This is a genomic window from Streptomyces bugieae (genome assembly GCF_036352915.1).
In the GTDB taxonomy this organism is placed as follows: Bacteria; Actinomycetota; Actinomycetes; order Streptomycetales; family Streptomycetaceae; genus Streptomyces; species Streptomyces endophytica.
This window is the reverse complement of record NZ_JAZBJP010000002.1, coordinates 635,756-654,826: the sequence shown is the minus strand read 5'-3', so window position 1 is coordinate 654,826 and position 19,071 is coordinate 635,756. Positions and strand designations below refer to the sequence as shown.

At 73.8% G+C, this 19,071-nt stretch carries 14 protein-coding genes; 5 read left to right on the top strand and 9 right to left on the bottom strand.

Going from position 1 to position 19,071, the window contains the following annotated elements:
* Nucleotides 1-58: 58 nt before the first annotated feature.
* On the bottom strand, nucleotides 59-2,782 hold the full coding sequence (locus V2J85_RS08015) for a winged helix-turn-helix domain-containing protein (RefSeq protein ID WP_330821055.1): 2,724 nt from the start codon (nucleotides 2,780-2,782) through the stop codon (nucleotides 59-61).
* Between the two features lie 282 nt (nucleotides 2,783-3,064).
* On the opposite strand from V2J85_RS08015, the gene V2J85_RS08010 reads away from it, so the two are divergent.
* Entirely contained in the window at nucleotides 3,065-4,663 is a 1,599-nt protein-coding gene (locus V2J85_RS08010; RefSeq protein WP_330821054.1) for an MFS transporter, read from the top strand.
* Here the strand turns inward: V2J85_RS08010 and V2J85_RS08005 are convergent.
* A complete protein-coding gene (locus tag V2J85_RS08005) occupies nucleotides 4,649-5,980 on the bottom strand; it encodes a diacylglycerol/lipid kinase family protein (protein ID WP_261954025.1) in 1,332 nt (443 codons plus the stop codon). The genes V2J85_RS08010 and V2J85_RS08005 overlap by 15 nt on opposite strands.
* A gap of 316 nt (nucleotides 5,981-6,296) precedes the next feature.
* On the opposite strand from V2J85_RS08005, the gene V2J85_RS08000 reads away from it, so the two are divergent.
* Both V2J85_RS08000 and V2J85_RS07995 read left to right on the top strand, forming a co-directional pair.
* On the top strand, nucleotides 6,297-7,289 hold the full coding sequence (locus V2J85_RS08000; protein ID WP_261954024.1) for a hypothetical protein: 993 nt from the start codon (nucleotides 6,297-6,299) through the stop codon (nucleotides 7,287-7,289).
* The gene (locus V2J85_RS07995) at nucleotides 7,286-8,686 is read left to right on the top strand and encodes a DUF2252 domain-containing protein (protein ID WP_330821053.1); all 1,401 of its coding nucleotides are present in this window, start codon (nucleotides 7,286-7,288) and stop codon (nucleotides 8,684-8,686) included. Before V2J85_RS08000 ends, V2J85_RS07995 begins: the two co-directional genes overlap by 4 nt.
* Before the next feature lie 28 nt (nucleotides 8,687-8,714).
* Here the strand turns inward: V2J85_RS07995 and V2J85_RS07990 are convergent, their stop codons facing one another.
* On the bottom strand, nucleotides 8,715-10,022 hold the full coding sequence (locus V2J85_RS07990; protein WP_261954022.1) for a cation:proton antiporter domain-containing protein: 1,308 nt from the start codon (nucleotides 10,020-10,022) through the stop codon (nucleotides 8,715-8,717).
* A gap of 290 nt (nucleotides 10,023-10,312) precedes the next feature.
* Between V2J85_RS07990 and V2J85_RS07985 the strand changes: the two genes are divergently transcribed.
* Entirely contained in the window at nucleotides 10,313-11,830 is a 1,518-nt protein-coding gene (locus V2J85_RS07985) for a hypothetical protein (RefSeq protein WP_330821051.1), read from the top strand.
* Nucleotides 11,831-11,910: 80 nt separating this feature from the next.
* Nucleotides 11,911-12,315, top strand: a complete 405-nt coding sequence (locus V2J85_RS07980) for an SHOCT domain-containing protein (protein ID WP_261954020.1) — start codon at nucleotides 11,911-11,913, stop codon at nucleotides 12,313-12,315.
* Between the two features lie 138 nt (nucleotides 12,316-12,453).
* Here the strand turns inward: V2J85_RS07980 and V2J85_RS07975 are convergent, their stop codons facing one another.
* The 6 genes from V2J85_RS07975 to V2J85_RS07950 all read right to left on the bottom strand — a co-directional run bounded on the left by V2J85_RS07975 (nucleotide 12,454) and on the right by V2J85_RS07950 (nucleotide 18,775).
* Complete coding sequence (locus tag V2J85_RS07975; protein ID WP_261954019.1) at nucleotides 12,454-13,071, bottom strand: hypothetical protein; 618 nt, start codon at nucleotides 13,069-13,071, stop codon at nucleotides 12,454-12,456.
* A gap of 64 nt (nucleotides 13,072-13,135) precedes the next feature.
* Nucleotides 13,136-13,600 (bottom strand): SRPBCC family protein, encoded by a 465-nt coding sequence (locus tag V2J85_RS07970; RefSeq protein ID WP_261954018.1) that lies wholly within the window; start codon nucleotides 13,598-13,600, stop codon nucleotides 13,136-13,138.
* Entirely contained in the window at nucleotides 13,581-14,483 is a 903-nt protein-coding gene (locus V2J85_RS07965; protein WP_330821050.1) for an RNA polymerase sigma-70 factor, read from the bottom strand. The genes V2J85_RS07970 and V2J85_RS07965 overlap by 20 nt, the downstream gene beginning before the upstream one ends.
* 116 nt (nucleotides 14,484-14,599) lie before the next feature.
* Complete coding sequence (locus tag V2J85_RS07960) at nucleotides 14,600-15,049, bottom strand: hypothetical protein (RefSeq protein ID WP_330821049.1); 450 nt, start codon at nucleotides 15,047-15,049, stop codon at nucleotides 14,600-14,602.
* A 15-nt stretch (nucleotides 15,050-15,064) separates the two neighbouring features.
* On the bottom strand, nucleotides 15,065-17,950 hold the full coding sequence (locus tag V2J85_RS07955; RefSeq protein WP_330821048.1) for an ATP-binding protein: 2,886 nt from the start codon (nucleotides 17,948-17,950) through the stop codon (nucleotides 15,065-15,067).
* Between the two features lie 48 nt (nucleotides 17,951-17,998).
* The gene (locus tag V2J85_RS07950) at nucleotides 17,999-18,775 is read right to left on the bottom strand and encodes an SDR family NAD(P)-dependent oxidoreductase (protein WP_261957590.1); all 777 of its coding nucleotides are present in this window, start codon (nucleotides 18,773-18,775) and stop codon (nucleotides 17,999-18,001) included.
* Nucleotides 18,776-19,071 lie beyond the last annotated feature (296 nt).

Sequence of the window (19,071 nt, the reverse complement as noted above, 5' to 3'; positions counted from 1 at the left end):
CCGGCGGCGGACGATGCCACCACCCGGAACAGGTGGGACCCGGCGGACGGTCACGGCGTCAGAGCACGTGCAGTTCCCTGGCCCGTTCCACCGCGTCCCGGCGCCGGGAGACGCCCAGCTTGCGGTAGACGCTGCGCAGGTGGGTCTTGACGGTGTTGACGGAGAGGCGGAGCTCGTCGGCGATCTCGTCGGCGGTCATCATCCGCTGCACACACCCGAGCACCTCGCGTTCCCGGCCGCTGAGGGACTGCACCGGGCCGGGGAGGTCCGCGCCTCCCCGCGCCGCGAGCCAGGCGCCTCGGGCCGGTGCGGTGGTGGTGCCGTCGATGCCGCCCAGCAGATGGCGCAGCCAGGGTCCGGCGTCGGTGAAGGGCCGGCGCAGCCGCTCGGGCCGGGCGGCGTCCAGCGCGTCGCCGAGCAGACGCCGAGCGGTCGTCCGGTCGTCCGCCAATACGGCGGCATGGGCGCGTACCAGCTGGAGGGCCACCCGGTCCGGCAGGCTCAGGTCCGCCGAGCCGCCGGCACGGGCCAGCAGCCGTCGGACCCGGTCCGGGTGCCCGGCGACGAGGTGGGCGCCGGCCAGGGCGATGAGGGGGGCCGGTCCGTCGGCGGGGACGTCGTGCACGGCGGCGACGGCGGCCCGGTGGTCCCCGCGGGCCAGCTCCACGACCGCGCGGGTGAGGGCGAGCCGCTGGGCGGGCCACGGCTCGTCGGCGGCGCCCGGAGCGGGGAGCGCGTCGAGGGCCGCCTGCCAGCGCCCGCACGACAGCTCCAGGCGGGACCGCAGGACGGCTGCCTCGGCGGCCAGGACCGGGTCGTCGGGCACGTCGGGGCAGGCCAGGGCCTGTTCGAGGCGGCGGTGGGCGACCTCCCGGCCGTCGCGTTCGTCCCGTTCGAGCGCGACCACGGCCAGAGCGAGGCAACCGGCCCCCGAGCGCCGGTCCGGGCCGACGCCTTGATCGTCGGCGCGGGCCAGCGCCCGCAGCGCGTGGTCCTCCGCGGCCGTCAGGGCGCCCTCGGCGCTCTCGGCCAGCGCGAGCAGGCCCAGCGCCCGGTGGTGCAGCGGCAGGGTCGCCTCGGTCGTGCAGGCGTCGACGGCCCCGGCGGCGAGGCGGCGGGCCTCGCCGAGGCGGCCGGCACCGAGGAACGCCCGGGCGAGCCCGTGCAGCCGCAGCGCCTCGATCTCGGGATGCGCCCGGACCAGCCCGAGCGGCAGCTGCCGCAGCAGGTCCGGGACGGCCCGGGCGGCCTCCTCGGCCGCCCCGGGCCGCCGGCCGTCACCGTCACCGCGCCGGCCGCGCTCCGGCCGCCGGCTTTCCTCCGGCCCGCACAGCAGGCGGAGGAGGACGTGGGTGAGCGCGACCTCCGGGTCGGGCTGCGTGCCCTGCCCGTGCAGCTGTCGCTCGGCCCTCTCCCGTTCGGCCACGGCGAGGTGCGTACGGCAGCCCGCGCGGTCCTGCTGCGCCAGCCGGCACGCGGCGGCCACCAGGGCCGGTTCGGCTCCCGGCACGGAAGACGGCATACCGGCGAACGCGCCCTCCACCCGCTCGGCCTCCGACGTGGCGAGCAGGGTCCCGACCAGCAACTGACGGACGGCGAGCGAGGCGCCGTACTGCCAGTCCCCGGCCTCCGCGGCGTGCTCCAGCGCCTCCGTGACACGGTCCGCCCCGGCGAGCCAGCGGGCCGCACGGGCGTGGAGGCGCGGGGCGAGACCGGGGTGCCGGATCCGCAACTGGGTGCGGAGCACCTCCGCGAACAGGGGGTGGACCCGGCACCAGGTGGTGCCGGGCACGGGCTCGACGAAGGCGTTGTCGTGCGTGAGCCGGGCCAGGATCGCCTCCGCGTCACCCCCGCCGCCGAGGGCGTTCGCCAGGTCCGGGTGGATGCGGTCGAGGACGCTGGTGCGCAGCAGCAGCTCCGTGGTGGCGGCGGGCTGCGCGTCGAGCACCTCCGCGAGCAGATAGCCGGACACGGCCTGTTCGGAGCGGACGAACGAGCGGACGAACGCGGCCGGATCGCCGGTCCGGCACATGGCCAGGACACACAGGCGCAGCCCGGCGGCCCACCCTTCGGTGCGCCGCGTGAGGGCCTTGGCGACGTCGTCGGGCGGCCGGAGACCGTGCCGGCGCAGCAGCACCGCCGTCTCGTGCGGGGTGAAGGCCAGGTCGGCACCCCGGATCTCCGCGAGCCGGTCCTCGGCCCGATAGCGGTGCAGCGGCAGCAGGGGATCGACACGGCTGGCGATGACCAGTCGCCACAGCGGCCCGGCGTGGTCGAGGAGGAACTCCAGACCGGCCGGAACGCGCCGGCCCGCCACCTTCTCGAAACCGTCGAGGACCAGGACCACGGGTGCGGGCAGCCGCTCCGTCGCGGCGGCGAGCCGGGTGAGCAGGGAGGTGCCGGCATCACCGGGGGAGGAGGGCATCCCGATGCCGTCGGGCAGCCGGGGGAGGGCCCGCCGCAGGGCTTCCACGACGTAGCTCCAGAAGACGCCCGGCGTGCGGTCGTACGTGTCGAGCGTCAGCCAGGCGACCGGCCCGGGGGACCCGCCGCTCCGCGCCCAGGCGGCGGCGAGGGTGGTCTTTCCGGTGCCCGCCGGGCCGGTGACCAGGGTCAGCGGCCCCGCTGTGCCCGCGCTGAGCCCGTCGAGCAGCCGGTGCCGGGGGACATGGGCCCGCGGGGCGGCGGGCACCGTCAGTTTGGCGTCGAGCAGGGGGTCGCCGGACCAGGGCAGCGCCGCCCGCGGACCGGCGTCCGGGAGCGCGCGTCCGGTCGAAGCCATCCGATCACCACCGTGCAGCAGGCCCGGCGGCCCCCGCTCCGCACCCGTCCACCACTCCGTCCACCACGCCGAGCCCGGCCGTCCCGGCGAACCCGGCGTGTCCCTGCACCTCCATCTTCGTCACCACCGGCCGGTGATCGCACGACGGCCGCGCGGTGCCCCTGGCCGGGCGGGTGACACACCCCGTGGCCGAGGGAGCGTGGGGCACCGGGCGGCTCTAGGGTGCGATCAGGAGTCGCTCGCCCCTCATCGGGGAGCACCGGAACGTGGAGAGGTGCAGGCGTGCAGCGATGGCGAGCCTTGATCGTCCTCGGGACGGCGCAGTTCCTGATGGTGCTGGACACGTCGGTGATGAACGTCTCCATCAGCAGGCTGGTCGAGGACTTCGACACCGAGGTCACCGCGATCCAGGCCGTCATCACGCTCTACACCCTGGTCATGGCCGCCTTCATGATCACGGGTGGGAAGCTCGGCGACGCGTTCGGGCGCCGCCGGGTCTTCACCGTCGGACTGATCGTGTACGCGGTCGGCTCCGCCCTCACCTCGCTGGCACCGTCGCTGTGGGTGCTGGCCGTGGGCTGGTCCGTGATCGAGGGGCTCGGCGCCGCACTCGTCCTCCCGGCCCTCGCGGCGCTCGTCGCCGGCGCGTACCGGGGCCGGGAGCGGTCGGTCGCGTACGGCGTCATCGGCGGCCTGGCGGGTGCCGGCATCGCGGTGGGGCCGCTGCTCGGCGGGTGGGTGACGACGTATCTGACCTGGCGGCTGGTCTTCGCCGGCGAGGTCGTGGTGGTCGTCGCCATGCTGTGCGTGGTCCGGTGGATCCCGGACGCCCCGCCGGGGCCGCGCACCAAGCTGGACACGGTGGGCGTCGCGCTGTCCGCGGCCGGGCTGGCCCTCGTCGTCCTGGGCGTGCTGCAGAGCAGCTCCTGGGGATGGCTGAAGCCGCGCAACCCTCCCTTCACCCTGTTCGGCTTCGCCCCGACGTTGTTCGTCATCGCCGCCGGGGCCGCCCTGCTGTGGTTGTTCTGTTCCTGGGTGCGGCGACAGCAGGAGCGCGGACGGAGCCCGCTGGTCAGGCTGTCCCTGTTCGCCATTCCGCCGCTGCGCTCCGGCCTGACCATGCTGCTCTGCCAGAACCTCGTCCTGCTCGGCCTGTTCTTCGTCATCCCCCTGTACCTCCAGGTCGTCCAGGGCCTCAACGCGTTCCAGACCGGGGTCCGCCTGCTGCCGGTGTCGGTCACCATGCTGGTGTCCGCCATGACCGGCCCGCTGCTCGGCCGGATCGCGGCACCCCGCACCGTGGTGCGCTGCGGTCTGCTCGTGCTCGTCGTGGCGGCCGGGTGGCTCCTCGCGACGATCGAGCCCCGGATCGACAACCTCTCCTTCGGCCTGGCCATGGCCGTCCTCGGCCTGGGCATGGGGCTGCTCGCCTCCCAGCTGGGCAACATCACCCAGTCCAGCGTCGGGGAGACCGAACGCAGCGAAGCGGGCGGACTGCAGTACACCGCGCAGAACCTCGGGTCGTCCCTCGGCACCGCGCTCATCGGATCCCTGCTGATCGGAGCCCTGGTCAGCGCCTTCACCACGCAGATCGAGGACAACCCGAAGATCTCCGACGCGGCACGTCACCAGGCCGGCATCGCCATGGAGGCGGGGGTCAGCTTCGTGAGCACGGACCAGGTGCGCGCGGCGGCGGAACGTGCCGGGCTGCCGCCGTCCGAAACCGATGCGCTGGTCGACTCCTACGCCACGGCGCAGCTGAACAGCCTCAAGGCCGCCGTGCTGGCCGCCGCGGCCGTCCCGCTCGTCGCCTTCCCGTTCACCCGCCGGCTGCCGGCGGAGTTGCCGGCCAGAGGAGCCGCCCACTCAGCCGGCGGCTGACCCACGGCCCGCGGGGAGGGCGAGGGTGCCCAGGCGCCGCCAGTCCAGCCGCGGCCGTGCCGGCGGGACGCCCGGACGGTGCCGGGGCACCCGGACCCGTAGCGCGGCCGGCTGCGAGACGCAGCGCACGGGAGTGGGCAGCGTCAGCGACTCGCCGTCGACGCCGACCCGCACCTCCGGCCGGTCGGCGTCGACCACGAGCGCCTCGGCGGTCACCGAGACCAGCCCCTGCGCGTGCCGGCCGCGCAGCAGACCGGCCGCCTGGACCGCACTGTCGACCGTCACGCTCAGCATGCCCAGCACACCACCGTCGAGCCGGTCGCGCCGGCCCAGCCCCGCACGATCACCGACCCGGTACGGGTTGTTGCTGACCAGCACGGCCTGCGGCCCGTCGACGCCGACGTCCCCGGCGCTGACCGCCAGCCGCGGCCCGTGCTGATGGGTCAGCACATCGGGCAGCAGCCGCAGGAGGGTGCCGACCTTGTCGTCGCGGTACGCCGGGCTCTGCACGACCTCCGCGTACGCACCGAAGGACGCGTTGTTGACGAAGGCCCGTCCCCCCACCCGCCCGAGGTCCACCCGGAACTCCACCCCGTCGGTCAGCGCCTGCAGGCTCAGTGACGGGTCGTCCCGGTCGAGCCCCAGGTCCAGCGCGAAGTGGTTGCGCGTCCCGGCCGGGATCACCATGAACGGCACGTCGTGCTCCGCGGCCACCGCCGCCACCAGAGCCTGTGTGCCGTCACCACCCGCCACCCCGAGCAGGTCGGCCCCACGGGCGAGGGCGTCGCGGGCGAGCGCGGCCACGTCCCCGTGGTGGGCCGCGTCGAGCAGCAGCACCTCCGCGCCCAGCGCCTCCGCCTTCTCCCGCAACCCGAAACGCCCCACCTTCCCGCCACCGGAGCGCGGATTCATCAGGAGGCAGGCGCGCTCGGGCGGCCGCACCGGACGGCCGGGGGACGCCCGCGCGACGGCATCCGCCCGCAGCGCGGCCCAGCCCGCCGCGGCGGCCAGCACCCACAGCGCCAACGAGACCAGCACCAGCCAGAGCAGACGCGCCGCCACGTACGACACGAGCACCGCCACCGGCGCCAGCAGGGCCAGGACCAGCGCCACCCCGCGCGCCACCCCCCGGCGGGACAGCGCCCACCATCCGGCCGCCACCGAAACCGCCAGGCCGGCCGTCCCCAGGGCCACCAGCACGAGGCTCCGGAGCCCCGCGACGGACAGCAGGAGCACCGTCGCGCCGACGCCCGCCACGATCGCCAGCCGCGCGCTCCAGCGCTGTGCCGCCCGTCCGGGCGCGGCGACACGTCTCATGGCATCTCCTGGGCTCGTGGCGTCTTCCGGGCTGCTCGTGGAGCCTGCCGGCTCGCGGCCGGGGTCCCCGGCGGCTCGCCGCCGGTGGTCGTGGCTTCATGGTGGCGGCCCGATGCAGCCGGCACCGTCACCCGCAACGGGTGAGGCAGGCCGGGCGGGCGGCACGCAGAGTGGCAGTGCCGCCGGGTGCAGGCCGTACCAGTGGCGGCGGACCGCACCAGCCGTCCACCCGCCGGGCCCGCACCACAGGCCAGCCCACCACCACGGCTGAGCAGCGGGCCCGGCGCCACGGGGACAGCGGAGGAACTGGAGCCGGATGAACGGCGGCAGACGGACCACCGACCGGTCGCGGCCGGCCCGGCCGGACGACTCGGTGATCGTGCAGGCCCAGGCGCTGTTGCCGATGATCTGGGCCGACCCCCAGCACATGCCCGAGCAACTGGCCTTCTTCGCGGTGCGGCGGTTCGGTCCGCGGGCCGCGGCCGCCATGGCCCGGCGCAAGCAGCACAAACCGCAGGCCGGGGACGACGAGCTCGCCGGGGACGCCGTCGCCCACGGAACGCGGATGTCGATCGCCGACGGCGCCGTGCTCGGTGGGCCCTTCGTGGTCCTCATGCCGGTCAGTTTCGTGGCGGCGCTGCTCTCCCAGGCCCAGATGATCCTCGAACTGGCCGCGCTCGCCGGACAGGACCCCCGCAACGAACGCCGCGTGGCGGACCTGCTGGTCCTACAGGACGTCTACCCCTCCACCGAGGCCGCCGAGGCCGCCCTGCCCGAGGTGCCGCGCCATCCACAGGGCGGCCGGGGCCGGCTTCCCCGCCGGACCCGGTGGTCCCTGCTCGTCAGGATGGCGGCGATCCTCGGCATCACGGGTGGCGGCGAGAAGCCGAGCAGACTCCAGCGGGCGATGTCGACGGCCCTGATCGGCGCCCTCTTCCTCGTGGGCATGGTGCTGCCGTTGATCTGGATGCCGGCCCTCGCGTGGTTCTACCGGCAGAACTGCCTGCGGCTCGGTGCGAAGGCCGTGCAGTTCTACACCCCGGGGGCCGCCGGGGACCTGGTCAGGCACCGGCGCGGCATCACCCGCGTGCCCCGGGCGGTCGGCATCGCCGCCATCCTGCGCTTCCTCGCCCTGACCGTGGTGCCCTTCCTGGCCGCCGCCGCGGTGGTGCTGGCCGGGGTACGGGTCGTCGGCGGATTCTGGGGCACCGCCCTGCTCGTGCTCTTCGCGGCCTCCCTGCTGGCCGCGGGTGTCTGGTTCGTACGGCAACGGTCACGACTGGCCGAGGAGGAAAGGGACGGGCCATGAGGACGGACGCACCCCACCCGACACCTGCCGAACGCGCCAGGCGCGGCAAGGCGGCGCGCGAACGCGTACCGCGCTCGTCCCACGCCGAGTTCGAGCCCGGGCCGGACCGGCCCGACCCGGTCGAGGTCCTCGACCGGCAGAGCGCCGGACGCGTGCCGGACCTCGTCCCGGTCCGCTACGGGCGGATGCTGGAGTCGCCGTTCTCCTTCTACCGCGGCGCCGCGGCCCTGATGGCCGCGGACCTCGGCAACCGTCCCCGCACCGGGATCGAGACCCAGCTGTGCGGCGACGCCCACCTGCTGAACTTCGGGCTGTACGCCTCGCCGGAACGCCATCTGGTCTTCGACGTCAACGACTTCGACGAGACCCTGCCCGGCCCGTGGGAGTGGGACGTCGAGCGCCTGGCCGCCAGCATGGCGATCGCGGGCCGCGACAACGGCTTCGCGGCCGCACAGCGCCGGGACGTCGTCCGCGCCACGGTCCGCTCCTACCGGCAGACGATGCGCGGCTTCGCCGGCATGCGCAACCTCGACGTGTGGTACGCGCAGTCCGACACCGACCACCTGCGCGTGCTGTTCGCCGACCGGCTCGGCGAGCGCGGACGCCGGCGGCTCGCCCGGACGCTGGAGACCGCGCGCAGCCGGGACCACCTGCAGTCCTTCGAGCGGCTCACCGAGGTCGTCGACGGCACCCGTCGGATCGCCGCCGACCCACCCCTGATCGTCCCGCTGGGAGACCTGCTGACCGATACCCACCGCGCCGAACTCGAAGGACACCTCCGCCGCCTCATCGAATGCTACGGCCACAGCCTCTCCGCCGACCGCCGGCACCTCCTCGGGCAGTTCCGGATGGCCGACGCCGCCCGCAAGGTCGTGGGGGTCGGCAGTGTGGGCACCCGCTGCTGGATCGTGCTGCTGCTCGGCAGGGACGACGACGATCCGTTGTTCCTTCAGGCCAAGGAGGCCGACCCGTCGGTCCTGGCGCCCTACGCGGGCCCGTCGGCGTACGCCAACGAAGGCGAACGCGTGGTGCACGGACAGCAGTTGATGCAGGCCGTCAGCGACATCTTCCTGGGCTGGGAACGCGTCACCGGCATCGACGGACGCCAACGCGACTTCTACGTACGGCAGTTGCACGACTGGAAGGGCAGCGTCCGCACCGACCGGATGCCCCCCGACCGGATGCGGCTCTACGGAGAGCTGTGCGGCGCGACGCTGGCCCGTGCCCACGCCCGGTCCGGCGACCGGATCGCCATCGCGGCCTATCTGGGCAGCAAGGACGTCTTCGACCAAGCCCTGGCGGAGTTCGCCGAAGCCTACGCCGACCGCAACGAGCGCGACTTCCGGGCACTCGCCGAGGCCGTGCACCCCGGCCGCGCCGTCGCCCGGGGGGATTGAACAGCGCGGCCCACCGGTACGCCTCCGGTCACTGGCTCTTCCACTCGGGCGGCCGGCGCTCGTCCGGCGGCCGGTCCGTCATGCTCTCGCGCAGCGACGGGCGGCGGGCCACCGCCCGTTCGTACCACCGGCCGTACCGGTCGGCCAGGACGACGGACGAGAGTCCGTGCAACAGGATGCTGAGCCCGATGGTGACCGCGATCACGGTGCCCGGCCGGGCACCGGGTGCCGTTTCGGCCGCCACGAGCAGGCCGAGGACGAGGGATGGCAGACCGCGCGAACCGAACCAGGCGGTGTAGAGCACGGTGGGCGCGCGCAGCCCGCTTCCCGCGAACGCCAGGGCGGTGGGCAGCAGCCGGACGACGGTCAGGCTCAGCACCGCATAGCCGACGACGCTCCAGGTCAGCCGGGTGAGCGCGGGGCCGAGCAGCACCGCGCCGAAGACCAGGAAGCTCAGTGCGGCCAGCAGCGCGGCCAGGTGCTCGACCGCTTCCAGCGTGTCGTCCTCGCCGGCGGGCACGGTGCCGGGCCGCGCCGGTGGGCGCAGGGCGACCGAGAAGACGAGCCCCGCCACCCAGGCGGCGACGAAGGGACTGCCCTCCGTGGCCGCCGCGAGCGCGGCCGCTCCGGTGGCCAGGGCCAGCGGAAGGATGCGCCGCCACTCAGAGGTGATCGCGTCCGCGGCGCGCGACCGGCGCAGCAGCCACCCCCCGAGGCCACCGACCGCCAGCCCCAGCGCGGGGCTGAGCAGCAACACCCGCTCCAGGATCCCCACCACTCCCTGGTGCGCGGCCGCGGTGCCGGGCAGCCCGGCGAGGAGGACGGCGAAGAGCGGCAGGACCAGGCACTCGTTCAGGCCGCACTCGGCGTTGAGCCCGTGCCGCACGACCGCCGGGATGCGCGGGGCGAACACCGCGCTCTTGCTCACGGAGGCGTCGGTGGGCGCGAGGATCACCGCGACCAGCGCCAGTTCCCAGCCGCTCAGCCCCGGGAGCAGCAGCCACGCCAACAGGGCGCCGCCCACGATCGTCAAGGGCAGTCCGACGGCGAGCAGGCGGGCGGGGAAGAACCAGCCGCTGCGGAACTCCTCGGAACGGACGGTGGCGGCGTCGGAGAACAGGACCAGCGCCAGCGCCGCCTCGACGAGTGTGAGCACCGGCCCGGCGTCGTGCTCCAGGTCGAGCAGCCCGAGACCGACCGGGCCGATGAGCACGCCGGTCGCGGTGAACACCATCGGGGCCGACACGGAGCGTACGGCCAGTCGCCGGGAGACCAGGGCGTACCCGCCGGTGACCGCGGCCACCGCAGCGACGGCCCATCCGCCGTTTCCGCTCACCTGTGCTCCTTCGGTCGCAGGGAGCGTAACGTCGGGAGCTCGCCGATCGCCGCAACAAGGGCGGAGCCCGGCGGCCGGGTCCCCTGAGTGGATGCGCCTGCGCCGCCGGCATCCCGGAGGCGCCCCAAGGTCACCTGGAACGAGTGATGGCTGCCCGCTCCGCACGCGGCAGGCTACGAGGGAACTCCGTCGGCCTGTGTCTGCCCGCGTTGCGGGGCCGCAGCCGGGCAGTACGCACCCGCGGCCATCCGGCCGCCTCAGGCAGGGGCCGGTTCAGGGAGGAGCCGCGCATGTCCACCCCCGCCACCCCCGGCCCGAACGGCCCGGACGAAGGCCGCGACCGTCCGGCCGGTGACCGTCCCCTGGGCCCCGCCGAGCGCAAGGAGTACGAGCGGCTCCGGCGCGCGTCCCACGTACAGCACCGGAAGCTGCGCATCGCCTGCGCGGCCGTCCTCCTCGTGCTGGCCTTCGTGCTGGCCCCGCTCGGTGCCGTCGCCGCCTGGGCGGAGTCCCAGGTCTCCGACGCCGGCCGGTACGTACAGACCGTCGCCCCGCTGGCCCGCGATCCGGCGATCCAGACCGCGGTGACCAATCGGCTGACCAACGACGTGGTCAAGAAGCTCGACGTCAAACGGGTCACCGACGCCCTCGCGAAGTCCCTCGCCCAGCGGAACGCGCCGCCCGTGGTCGTCAACCAGACCAGGCGACTGGGCGGCCCGCTGCAGAACGCGGTGACCGATGTGGTGCACAAAGTGGTGTACAAGGTCGTCACCAGCGACGAGTTCGCGAAGGTCTGGGACGCCGCCAACCTGCGCGCCCACGCGGCCGTGGTCAAGGTCCTCACGGGCGAGGGCAACAGCGCCGTTCAGGCCCGCGGCGACACCGTCGTCCTCAACATCGGGACCGTCGTGGACAAGGTCCAGCAGCGACTCGTCGACCGCGGCTTCGAGAAGGCCAAGTACATCCCCGACGTCGACCGGCAGGTCGTCCTGCTGAAGACGGACAAGCTCCAGCAGGCGCAGAACGCCATGATGGTGCTCGACATCGTCGGTGTCTGGCTGCCCGTGACGGTCCTGGTGCTGGTCGTACTGGCGGTGTGGACGGCGCCGGCCCACCGGGTGACGCTGCTGACCGCGGGCGTCGGGCTCGCCGTGATGATGCTCCTGCTCCTGGTCGGGCTCGCGGTCGCGCGCCGCCAGTACCTCGATTCGGTGCCCCCGAGCACACAGACCCAGCAGGCCGCGGCGGCCGTCTTCGACACGCTGGTGCGCTTCCTGCGGAACAGCACCTGGACGGTGTTCGTCGTCGCCGTGATCACCGCGATCGCCGCCTACCTCTACGGGCCCGGCCGCGCCGCCCGCGCGGTACGCTCCGGCGCCGCCAGGTCCACGGGCGCGGGCGGAAGAAAGCTCGCCCGCATCGGCCTGCGCACCGGGGGAGTGGGCCGGTGGCTGGATGCCCACCGGGCCTGGACGACCGGGATCGTCATCGCGATCGGTGCACTGGTCCTGGTGCTGTGGAACTACCCCACACCGGCCTCGGTCGCCCTCGTCCTCGGCATCGTGCTCGTCGTGCTGGTGCTGCTGGGCGTGCTCGCCGCGACCGCCACTCCACCGTCCGGCGCTCCACCGACGCCGGCGCCGGCCGGTGCCCCACCCGGCCCAGGCCCCGGCCCCGGCCCAGGCCCCGGTCCCGGTCCTGGCCCCGGTCCCCGTACGGACGACACACGGCCCGGCCCGCACACGGACGCCGCGCCGCCCGGCCCGCACACGGACGACTCCCCGCCCGACCCACCGGTTCGCCCGTAGCGGGTGATGCCGCCGACGGCCGGTGCGCGCGACGGTGAGGGCGTACCACTGGTGATCGGGCTGGTGATCAGGAGAGAGTGATGGCTGAGTACTTGGCGTACGACTATCCGGTCCTCGGTGCCTTCTGGACCGTGATGTGGATCTTCCTGTGGATCTGGTGGTTGGTCCTGCTGTTCCGCATCATCGTCGACATCTTCCGCGACCGGCGGATGAACGGCTGGGCGAAGGCCGGCTGGCTCATCTTCGTGATGGTCATCCCGTTCCTCGGCGTGCTCGTCTATGTGATCGCGCGCGGCCGCCAGATGGGTGAACGCGAGATCGACCATGCGCGTGCACAGCAGGAGGCCATGAACGCCTACATCCGGGACGTGGCGGGAGGCCCCGCCGAGGACGTGGACAGGCTGGCCAAACTCTCCGAGCTCAAGAACAAGGGCGACATCACGGAGGCGGAATTCCAGCGGGCGAAGGACAAGATCCTCCACTAGCGAGGGTCCTCCAACGGCGCCGCTCGCCGCTACGCCGCCCCGCGGGACGCCCGCCATAGCGATGGCCCCCGCCGCATGCCGGGGCGGGGGCCTGTCCGTCGGTGAGGAGCCTCGTTCGTCAGCGCGGGGCCTCGTTCGTCAATGGGCGAAGGGCGGTTCGAAGCAACCCGACTCCAGATACGGCCCGTTGACCTGCACCTGGTAGTTGGTCTTCTGCACGAACGCGGTGACGCAGGCGTCGTTGTGGACGCGGAGGCCGATCCGGGCGCCTTCGTGCGTGACGTAGTGGTCGTTCTCGAAGCGGGGTTCCATGCCCCGCACGTCGAGTTTCCCGCCGAGCTGCTCACCCTTGGCGCCGGTCCGCTGCTCCTGGTACCCGAGCGCGAGCATCGCCGCGCGGACGCTCCTGGGGTCCCACTTCCCCTGCTTCCAGAGGCGTTTGAGGACCGGCTCGATGCGGTCGGCCTCCCGCTGCGCGTCCTTCCGGCTGGCCGGGGACATCTCACGGGGTTGCCGCCCGGCGTTGTTCTCGTTGTAGTGCGGGGCTCCGTCGTGGGCCCCGGGCTCCACATAGGGGGAGGCGCCGGGGCCGGACGGGCTGGGGCTCGGGTGGGAACTCGCGCCGGGGGAGGTGCTCGGCGCGCCGGCTGCGACGCGCTGCTGACCACAGGCCGTCAGGGATGTCGCGGCGCTCAGGAGGAGAAGTGCGGCGGCGACGCGTCTTCGCCGTTGGGACGTGAGGAGGGGTAGGGACATGCGGTCACTCTGCCATGACCGTGGGGATATCGGCGGTCGTACCCCCATCCCGACGTCCCGGCCGTCATGCCCGGTTCCGTTGGGGCTGTTGGGTCAGTGCGGCGTTGGCGGCATCGAGGATGTTGCCGAAGGTGCCGGTGAGGATCGGTCGTAGGAGGAGCCGGGTGAGCGGACGCCCCAGCAACGGGAGGCGCACCTCGGCGCGGGTGGTCCAGCACACCTTCGTGCCGCCGTCGACCTCGGTGAACGTCATGCGGCCGAGTTCGTGCCGGGACGGCGGCAGACTGCGATCGACGACGTACTCGGTGGCGTACGGCGGGTCGTAGTGCGTGATGCGCTCCCGGAACCAGCCCACCAGCCAGAGGTGACTGCGCACCGCGCCGACCCCGTAGGGCGCGCCCTCGCCGTGCCGGGTCAGCCGGCAACGCAGCACCAGCGGCGAGCTCGTGTAGTGGGTGGTGGTGGTGAGCCAGGCGAAGACCTCGTCGATCGGGGCGTTGATGACGCGTTCAACGGTCACGGTTTGCACGACTGGGTACTCCTCTGTCGAGTGGGCACACCGCGTCCGCGCGGTGCAGCTTGTCCGGGTTGCGCATGCCGTAGAGGCCGGTGATCCGTCCGTCGTGGATCTCGAACGCGACGAGCCAGTCGAGTGCGTCGCCGGTGACGAACCGTGCCGCGGGCATGCCGTTGTACGTGGCGGACTCGGTGCGGGTCGTGGCGGCGCTGGTGCGCACCACGCCGCAGACGAACCGGGCGACATCGGCGGGGCCGACGATCGGGCGGCGGGCGGCGGCCACCTTCCCGCCGCCGTCGGAGAGCACCACGACATCCGGCGCCAACAGGTCCATCAGCACTTGGACTTCGCCGGTCGTCGCCGCGAGCAGGAACCGCTGGATGATCTCCCGGCTGTCGGCGGAGTCGGGCGCGAAGCGGCGGCGCCGCGCGTGGACGTGCCCGCGTGCGCGGTGGGCGATCTGCCGGACGGTGGTCTCGGCCTTGCCGATCGAGGCGGCGATCTCGCCGTGGGTGTAGCCGAACACGTCGTGCAGCACGAACACCGCGCGCTCGGTCGGGTTCAGCGTCTCCAGGACGAGCATCATGGCCATCGACACCGACTCGGCCAGGATCGCGTCGTCGCCGACCTCCGGCGCGGTGCGGATCGGCTCGGGCAGCCACGTGCCGACGTACTCCTCCCGCCGCGCCTTGACCGCGCGCAGGTGGTTGAGGGCCTGCCGGGTCACCGTACGGACCAGGTAGGCGCGCGGATGCTCGACCGCGGCCGGATCGACCGTGCGCCACCGCAGATAGCTCTCCTGCAGCACGTCCTCGGCGTCGGCCGCGCTGCCCAGCATCTCGTAGGCGATGGTGAACAGCAGCGGACGGTGCGCGGTGAAGGCGTCCTCAGCCACACCCGGCTCCTCTCTTCGGCTGCCCATCGAGACACCCCGCACCGGCAAACCGTGACAGCCCGCTGCCGTGATGCGCTTCACAGGCGGAGCCCCACGTCCACATCAATGAGTGGCGGTCATCGAGGGCCGTTCTGGTCACCGACCTCGCGCTCCACCGCGGCCAGGTAACTCCGGGCTTCGGCATGCCCGTTGTCGGCCGCCCGGCGCAGGTGGGGGACGGCCTCCCCCGGTTCGTCGCGCTCGTCCAGGCGTACCCCGAGCTCGAACATCGCCGCGACGTTCCCGGCCTCGATCGCCTGGAGGCAGACCTCGTCGATCTCCTCCTCATCGGCGACCTCGGCCAGCACGTTGAGGTAGTTGTGGAACGAAATCGAGTCGCGGCGGTCGAGGTCGAAGGCCCGTTGGAGCAGTTCCACGCCCGCACCGTGCGGTACTTGCAGATCGTGGAGTTCGAGGACGGCGAGCTCCGTCAGCAACTCGGCGTCGTCGGGCGTGACGTCGAGAGCCGTGCGGCAGCGCTCCTTGAGCTCCTCGATTTCCGCTTCGGACAGCTTGTCCAGATCCATCTGGTTCCCTTCCCTTTATTCTCCGCCCACCGCCTCGACCCATGACTCGGGCAGTCCCAGGAAGCGCAGCGCGTCGGGCAGGGTCGCTCCGGGGACGGACGCCGAGCGGGCGGCCTCTTGGTAGTGGGCCCGGGCCCCGGCCCGGTCGCCGCGGGCCTCCGCCGCGCGGCCGAGCCCGGCCAGCGCACGGACCCGGTGGCCCAACCCCTTGATCCAGTGCGGGTCGAGCTGCGCCAGGGCCTGTGCGTAGAGCTCCTCCGCAGCGGCCGTGTCCCCCTCCAGGAGGGCGAGGTCGCCCCGTGCGCGCCGGGTGGCCGCCGTGGCCGAGGCGCTGCCGGCCCGTCGGGCGAACTCGGCGGCCCGGGCGTAATCGGCGCGCGCAGCGGCCGGGTCGGCGTCGATGCGCTGGTCACCCCGGTTGACCAGCAGGTCGGCGCAGTCTTCCCACGCGCCCAACTGCTCGGCGAGGGTGAGGGCCTCCTCGGTGAGCACGCGCGCCTCCTCGCGGGCGCCGCGCGCGCCCGCGAGACCGGCCAGCGCGTCCAGGGCCAGCGCGGCACCCCACCGCTCACCCAGTGCGCGGAACCCTGTCACCGCGGCACGGAACGCCGAATCGGCCTTCTCCCTCTCCCCGTTGCCGAGGAAGCCGAAGGCGGACACGTAGTGCGCGGCCGCGCGCACCCACGGCTCGGGGCGGTCGCGTTGGGCGGAGACGAGGGCCAGGGCGGCGGGCGCGTCGCCGTCACCGGCGTTGTGCATCATCCACAGCAGCAGAGCTGCCGGATAGCGACCCGGCTCGGGGCCCGACCACGCCGCTCCCAGGGCCCGTTCGGCCGGGACCCGGTGACGGCGCCACACCTCGCGGCCCGCCGGGCCGGACGCCGCGAGCAGCACACAGATCGCGTACGCCTCGTCGTGCCCGTCCGGCGGAGCATCCCCCACGGCATCGAGCAGCGCGGCCGCCTGCGGCGCCAGCGCACCCGAGACACCTCGGATCCACAGGTACGTCGAGGCCGAGGCGAGCAGCTCCGCTGCGGCCCCGGTCTCACCGGCCGCCACGGCCCACTCCACGGCCGCCACCAGGTCGGAGTGCTCGGCCGCGAGGACCGCCAGCCACCCGAGCTGCTCGTGCCGGCGCAGCCACGGTTCGGCGGCGCGGGCCAACTCGAGCAGCGTCCGGGCATGCGCCTGCCGTACCGCCGCCGTTTCCCCCGCGGCGTCCAGCCGTTCGCCGGCGTAGGCGCGGATCGTCGCCAGCATGCGGTAGCGGCCGCCCGCCCACTCCAGCAGCGACTTGTCGGCCAACGACTCCAGCGTTTCCTCGTCGGTGTCACACACCCGCAGCGCGGACTCGACACCCGCCCCCTCGGCGAACACCGCGAAGCGCCGCGCGGCCCGCGCCTCCGGCCCGGACAGCAGATCCCAGCTCCAGGCGATCACCGAGCGCAACGTCCGGTGCCGCTCGTCCACCGCCCGGGTGCCGCGCGCGGCCACGGCGAGCCGGTCGGTCAGCCGCGCCGCCAGCTCGTCGAGGCCGACCGTGCGCAGCCGGGCCGCCGCGAGCTCGATGGCCAGCGGCAGGTTGTCCAGCGCCACGCACACCCGCCGTACGGCCTGCGGGTCGGGGACGAAACCGCGTCGCACCGCCCGGGCCCGGGCGGTGAACAGCTCCACGGCCGCCCCGTCGTCGAGCGGCCGGACGGGATGGAGGTGCTCACCGATGACGCCCAGCGCCTCCCGGCTCGTCGCCAGCACCTTCAGTCGCGGACACGCCGCCAGCAGGCGCGCCGCCGACGCGGCGACCTCCTCGACCAGATGCTCGCAGTTGTCCAGGACGAGCAGGAGCGCCCGCCCCGACAGCGCCGCGACCAGACGCTCCAGCGGATCCCCGTCACCGGCCGCCACATGCAGCCCCCGCTCCCGCAGGCCGAGGGCGCGCAGCAGCGCCTGCGGTACGAGGGCGCCGTCGCGCAGCGCGCCCAGCTCCATGAAGCAGACCTGCTCGGTCTCCGCCGCGCAGACCTCCACCGCCAGCCGGGTCTTCCCGACGCCGCCCGGCCCGGTCAGCGTCACCAGCCGTGCCTCGCCGAGGAGTTCGGCGATCGCGGCCACCTCGCCGGCCCGGCCGACGAAGGCCGTCAGCGGGGCGGGCGGTGCGATGGGGGAGGGGGACGGATCGGCACTCAGCAGTTCGTGGTGCAGCCCGACGAGTTCCGCGGACGGATCGGTGCCCAGCTCCTCGGCGAGGTGCCGCCTGGTCCGCTCGAACACCACCAGCGCCTCGGCCTGCCCCCCGTCGGCGAACAGCGCCCGCATCAGCAGCGCGGCCAGCCGTTCCCGGAGCGGATGGCGGTCGAGGAGTTCACGCAACTCCGGTACCACCGCGCGGTGTTCGCCCAGCCGCAGCGCGGCCTCGATCCGGTCCTCGTGCACGGAGAGCCGGAGCTCCTCCAGCCGTGCGGCGGCGGCCCGGGCCGGTTCGCTGTCGGCGGCGTCGGCGAGCGCCGGCCCCCGCCACAGCTCCAACGCCTCCTGCAGCAGGGCGGCCGCCCGCTGCGCCTCGCCCTCCCGCAGCGCCGTCCGGCCCTGCTCCGCCAGCCGTTCGAACCGCCCGGCATCGATGTCGTCGACGGGGACGACGAGGCGATAGCCCGCCCCGGTCCGTTCGATCGCCGCCGCCTCGCCCAGGGCCGAGCGCAGCCGGGAGATCTGGGACTGCAGCGCGTGCGGCGACGGTGTGCCCTGCGGCCCGGTGCCGTCGGCCAGCCGGTCGGCCGGGACGACGTCCCCGGGCCGGACGAGCAGCAGGGTGAGCAGCGCGCGCCGTGCGGGTCCGCCCAGGGAGACCTCCGCCCCGTCGTCGCCCCACATCAGCGTCCCGCCGAGGATTCCGAAGCGCATGTGGGTGATTATCCACAGCGCCGGCGGGTGGTGATCCACCCGCACCGGTCAGACGATCGGGCCGAGATACGTACCGCCGGAGACGTCGATGGTCCGGCCGGTGATCCACCGCCCCTGCGGTCCCGCCAGGAATCCGACGACATCGGCCACGTCCTCGGGCTCACCGATGCGCCCCAGCGCGGTGATCGCCTCGAGCCCGGCGACCACCTCGGGCACGGACGTGTAGGCCGCGGTCAGATCGGTCCGTATTGCGCCGGGCGCGACCGTGTTCACCGTGATCCCGCGCCGGCCGAGCTCATTGGCCAGCGACGGGGCCAGCGACTCCAGCGCCGCCTTGGTGACGGTGTAGCCGATCTGCGTGGAGACCGCGAACCGGCTGGCCGTGGATCCCATGTTGACGATCCGGCCGCCGTCGTTCAGCAGCGGCAGGGCGCGCTGGATGACGAAGAACGGTGCGGTGACGTTGACCGCGAGCAGCCGGTCCCACTCCTCACGGGTCACCTGCGACACCGAACTCCCCGAAGAGATGCCCGCGTTGTTGACCAGGATGTCCAGCCCCCGCCCCGCGAGCCCGGCCGTCAGCTCCTCGAACAGCCGGTCCACCGCGCCGTCCGCACCGAACCGGGCCCGCACGGCGAAGGCCCGTCCGCCCGCCTCCTCGATCCGGGCCACGGTCTCCCGGGCCGCCCCCTCATCACCCCCGTAGTGGACCGCGACCCACGCGCCCTCGGCAGCCAGCCGCAGCGCCACCGCCCGGCCGATTCCCCGCGACCCGCCCGTCACCAACGCCGTCTTCCCCGTCAGTGCACCCGTCGTCGCAACCATGGTCAGCCCCTCACTCGGCGGCCGGTCCTCTCTGCGGAACCGGCGATGCCCCCACACTGCCGACGCCGCCTCACCGCACGCTCACCGTCCGCTCACCGGGGCTCCGGCGAGGAACGGGAAAACACATCCGCCCGGGCACACGAAAGTGCCCGGGCGCACATGTGTGCCCGGGCTGACAAAACTGCCCGGGCACACACATGTGCCCGGGCCGGGCCGTCTCCTCCGGTGAAAGTGGAAGGGCTGTCGGAGGAAGCGACCCGGCCCGGGTGTTGTGGTACGGGTTTCAGTGACCTCCC

Excerpts from the sequence above, each read along its gene's own strand:
- V2J85_RS08015 (WP_330821055.1), bottom strand. The coding sequence starts at position 2,782 with ATGGCTTCGACCGGACGCGCGCTCCCGGACGCCGGTCCGCGGGCGGCG.
- V2J85_RS08005 (WP_261954025.1), bottom strand. The coding sequence starts at position 5,980 with ATGAGACGTGTCGCCGCGCCCGGACGGGCGGCACAGCGCTGGAGCGCG.
- V2J85_RS08000 (WP_261954024.1), top strand. The coding sequence starts at position 6,297 with ATGAACGGCGGCAGACGGACCACCGACCGGTCGCGGCCGGCCCGGCCG.
- V2J85_RS07995 (WP_330821053.1), top strand. The coding sequence starts at position 7,286 with ATGAGGACGGACGCACCCCACCCGACACCTGCCGAACGCGCCAGGCGC.
- V2J85_RS07985 (WP_330821051.1), top strand. The coding sequence starts at position 10,313 with ATGTCCACCCCCGCCACCCCCGGCCCGAACGGCCCGGACGAAGGCCGC.
- V2J85_RS07980 (WP_261954020.1), top strand. The coding sequence starts at position 11,911 with ATGGCTGAGTACTTGGCGTACGACTATCCGGTCCTCGGTGCCTTCTGG.
- V2J85_RS07975 (WP_261954019.1), bottom strand. The coding sequence starts at position 13,071 with ATGTCCCTACCCCTCCTCACGTCCCAACGGCGAAGACGCGTCGCCGCC.
- V2J85_RS07960 (WP_330821049.1), bottom strand. The coding sequence starts at position 15,049 with ATGGATCTGGACAAGCTGTCCGAAGCGGAAATCGAGGAGCTCAAGGAG.
- V2J85_RS07955 (WP_330821048.1), bottom strand. The coding sequence starts at position 17,950 with ATGCGCTTCGGAATCCTCGGCGGGACGCTGATGTGGGGCGACGACGGG.
- V2J85_RS07950 (WP_261957590.1), bottom strand. The coding sequence starts at position 18,775 with ATGGTTGCGACGACGGGTGCACTGACGGGGAAGACGGCGTTGGTGACG.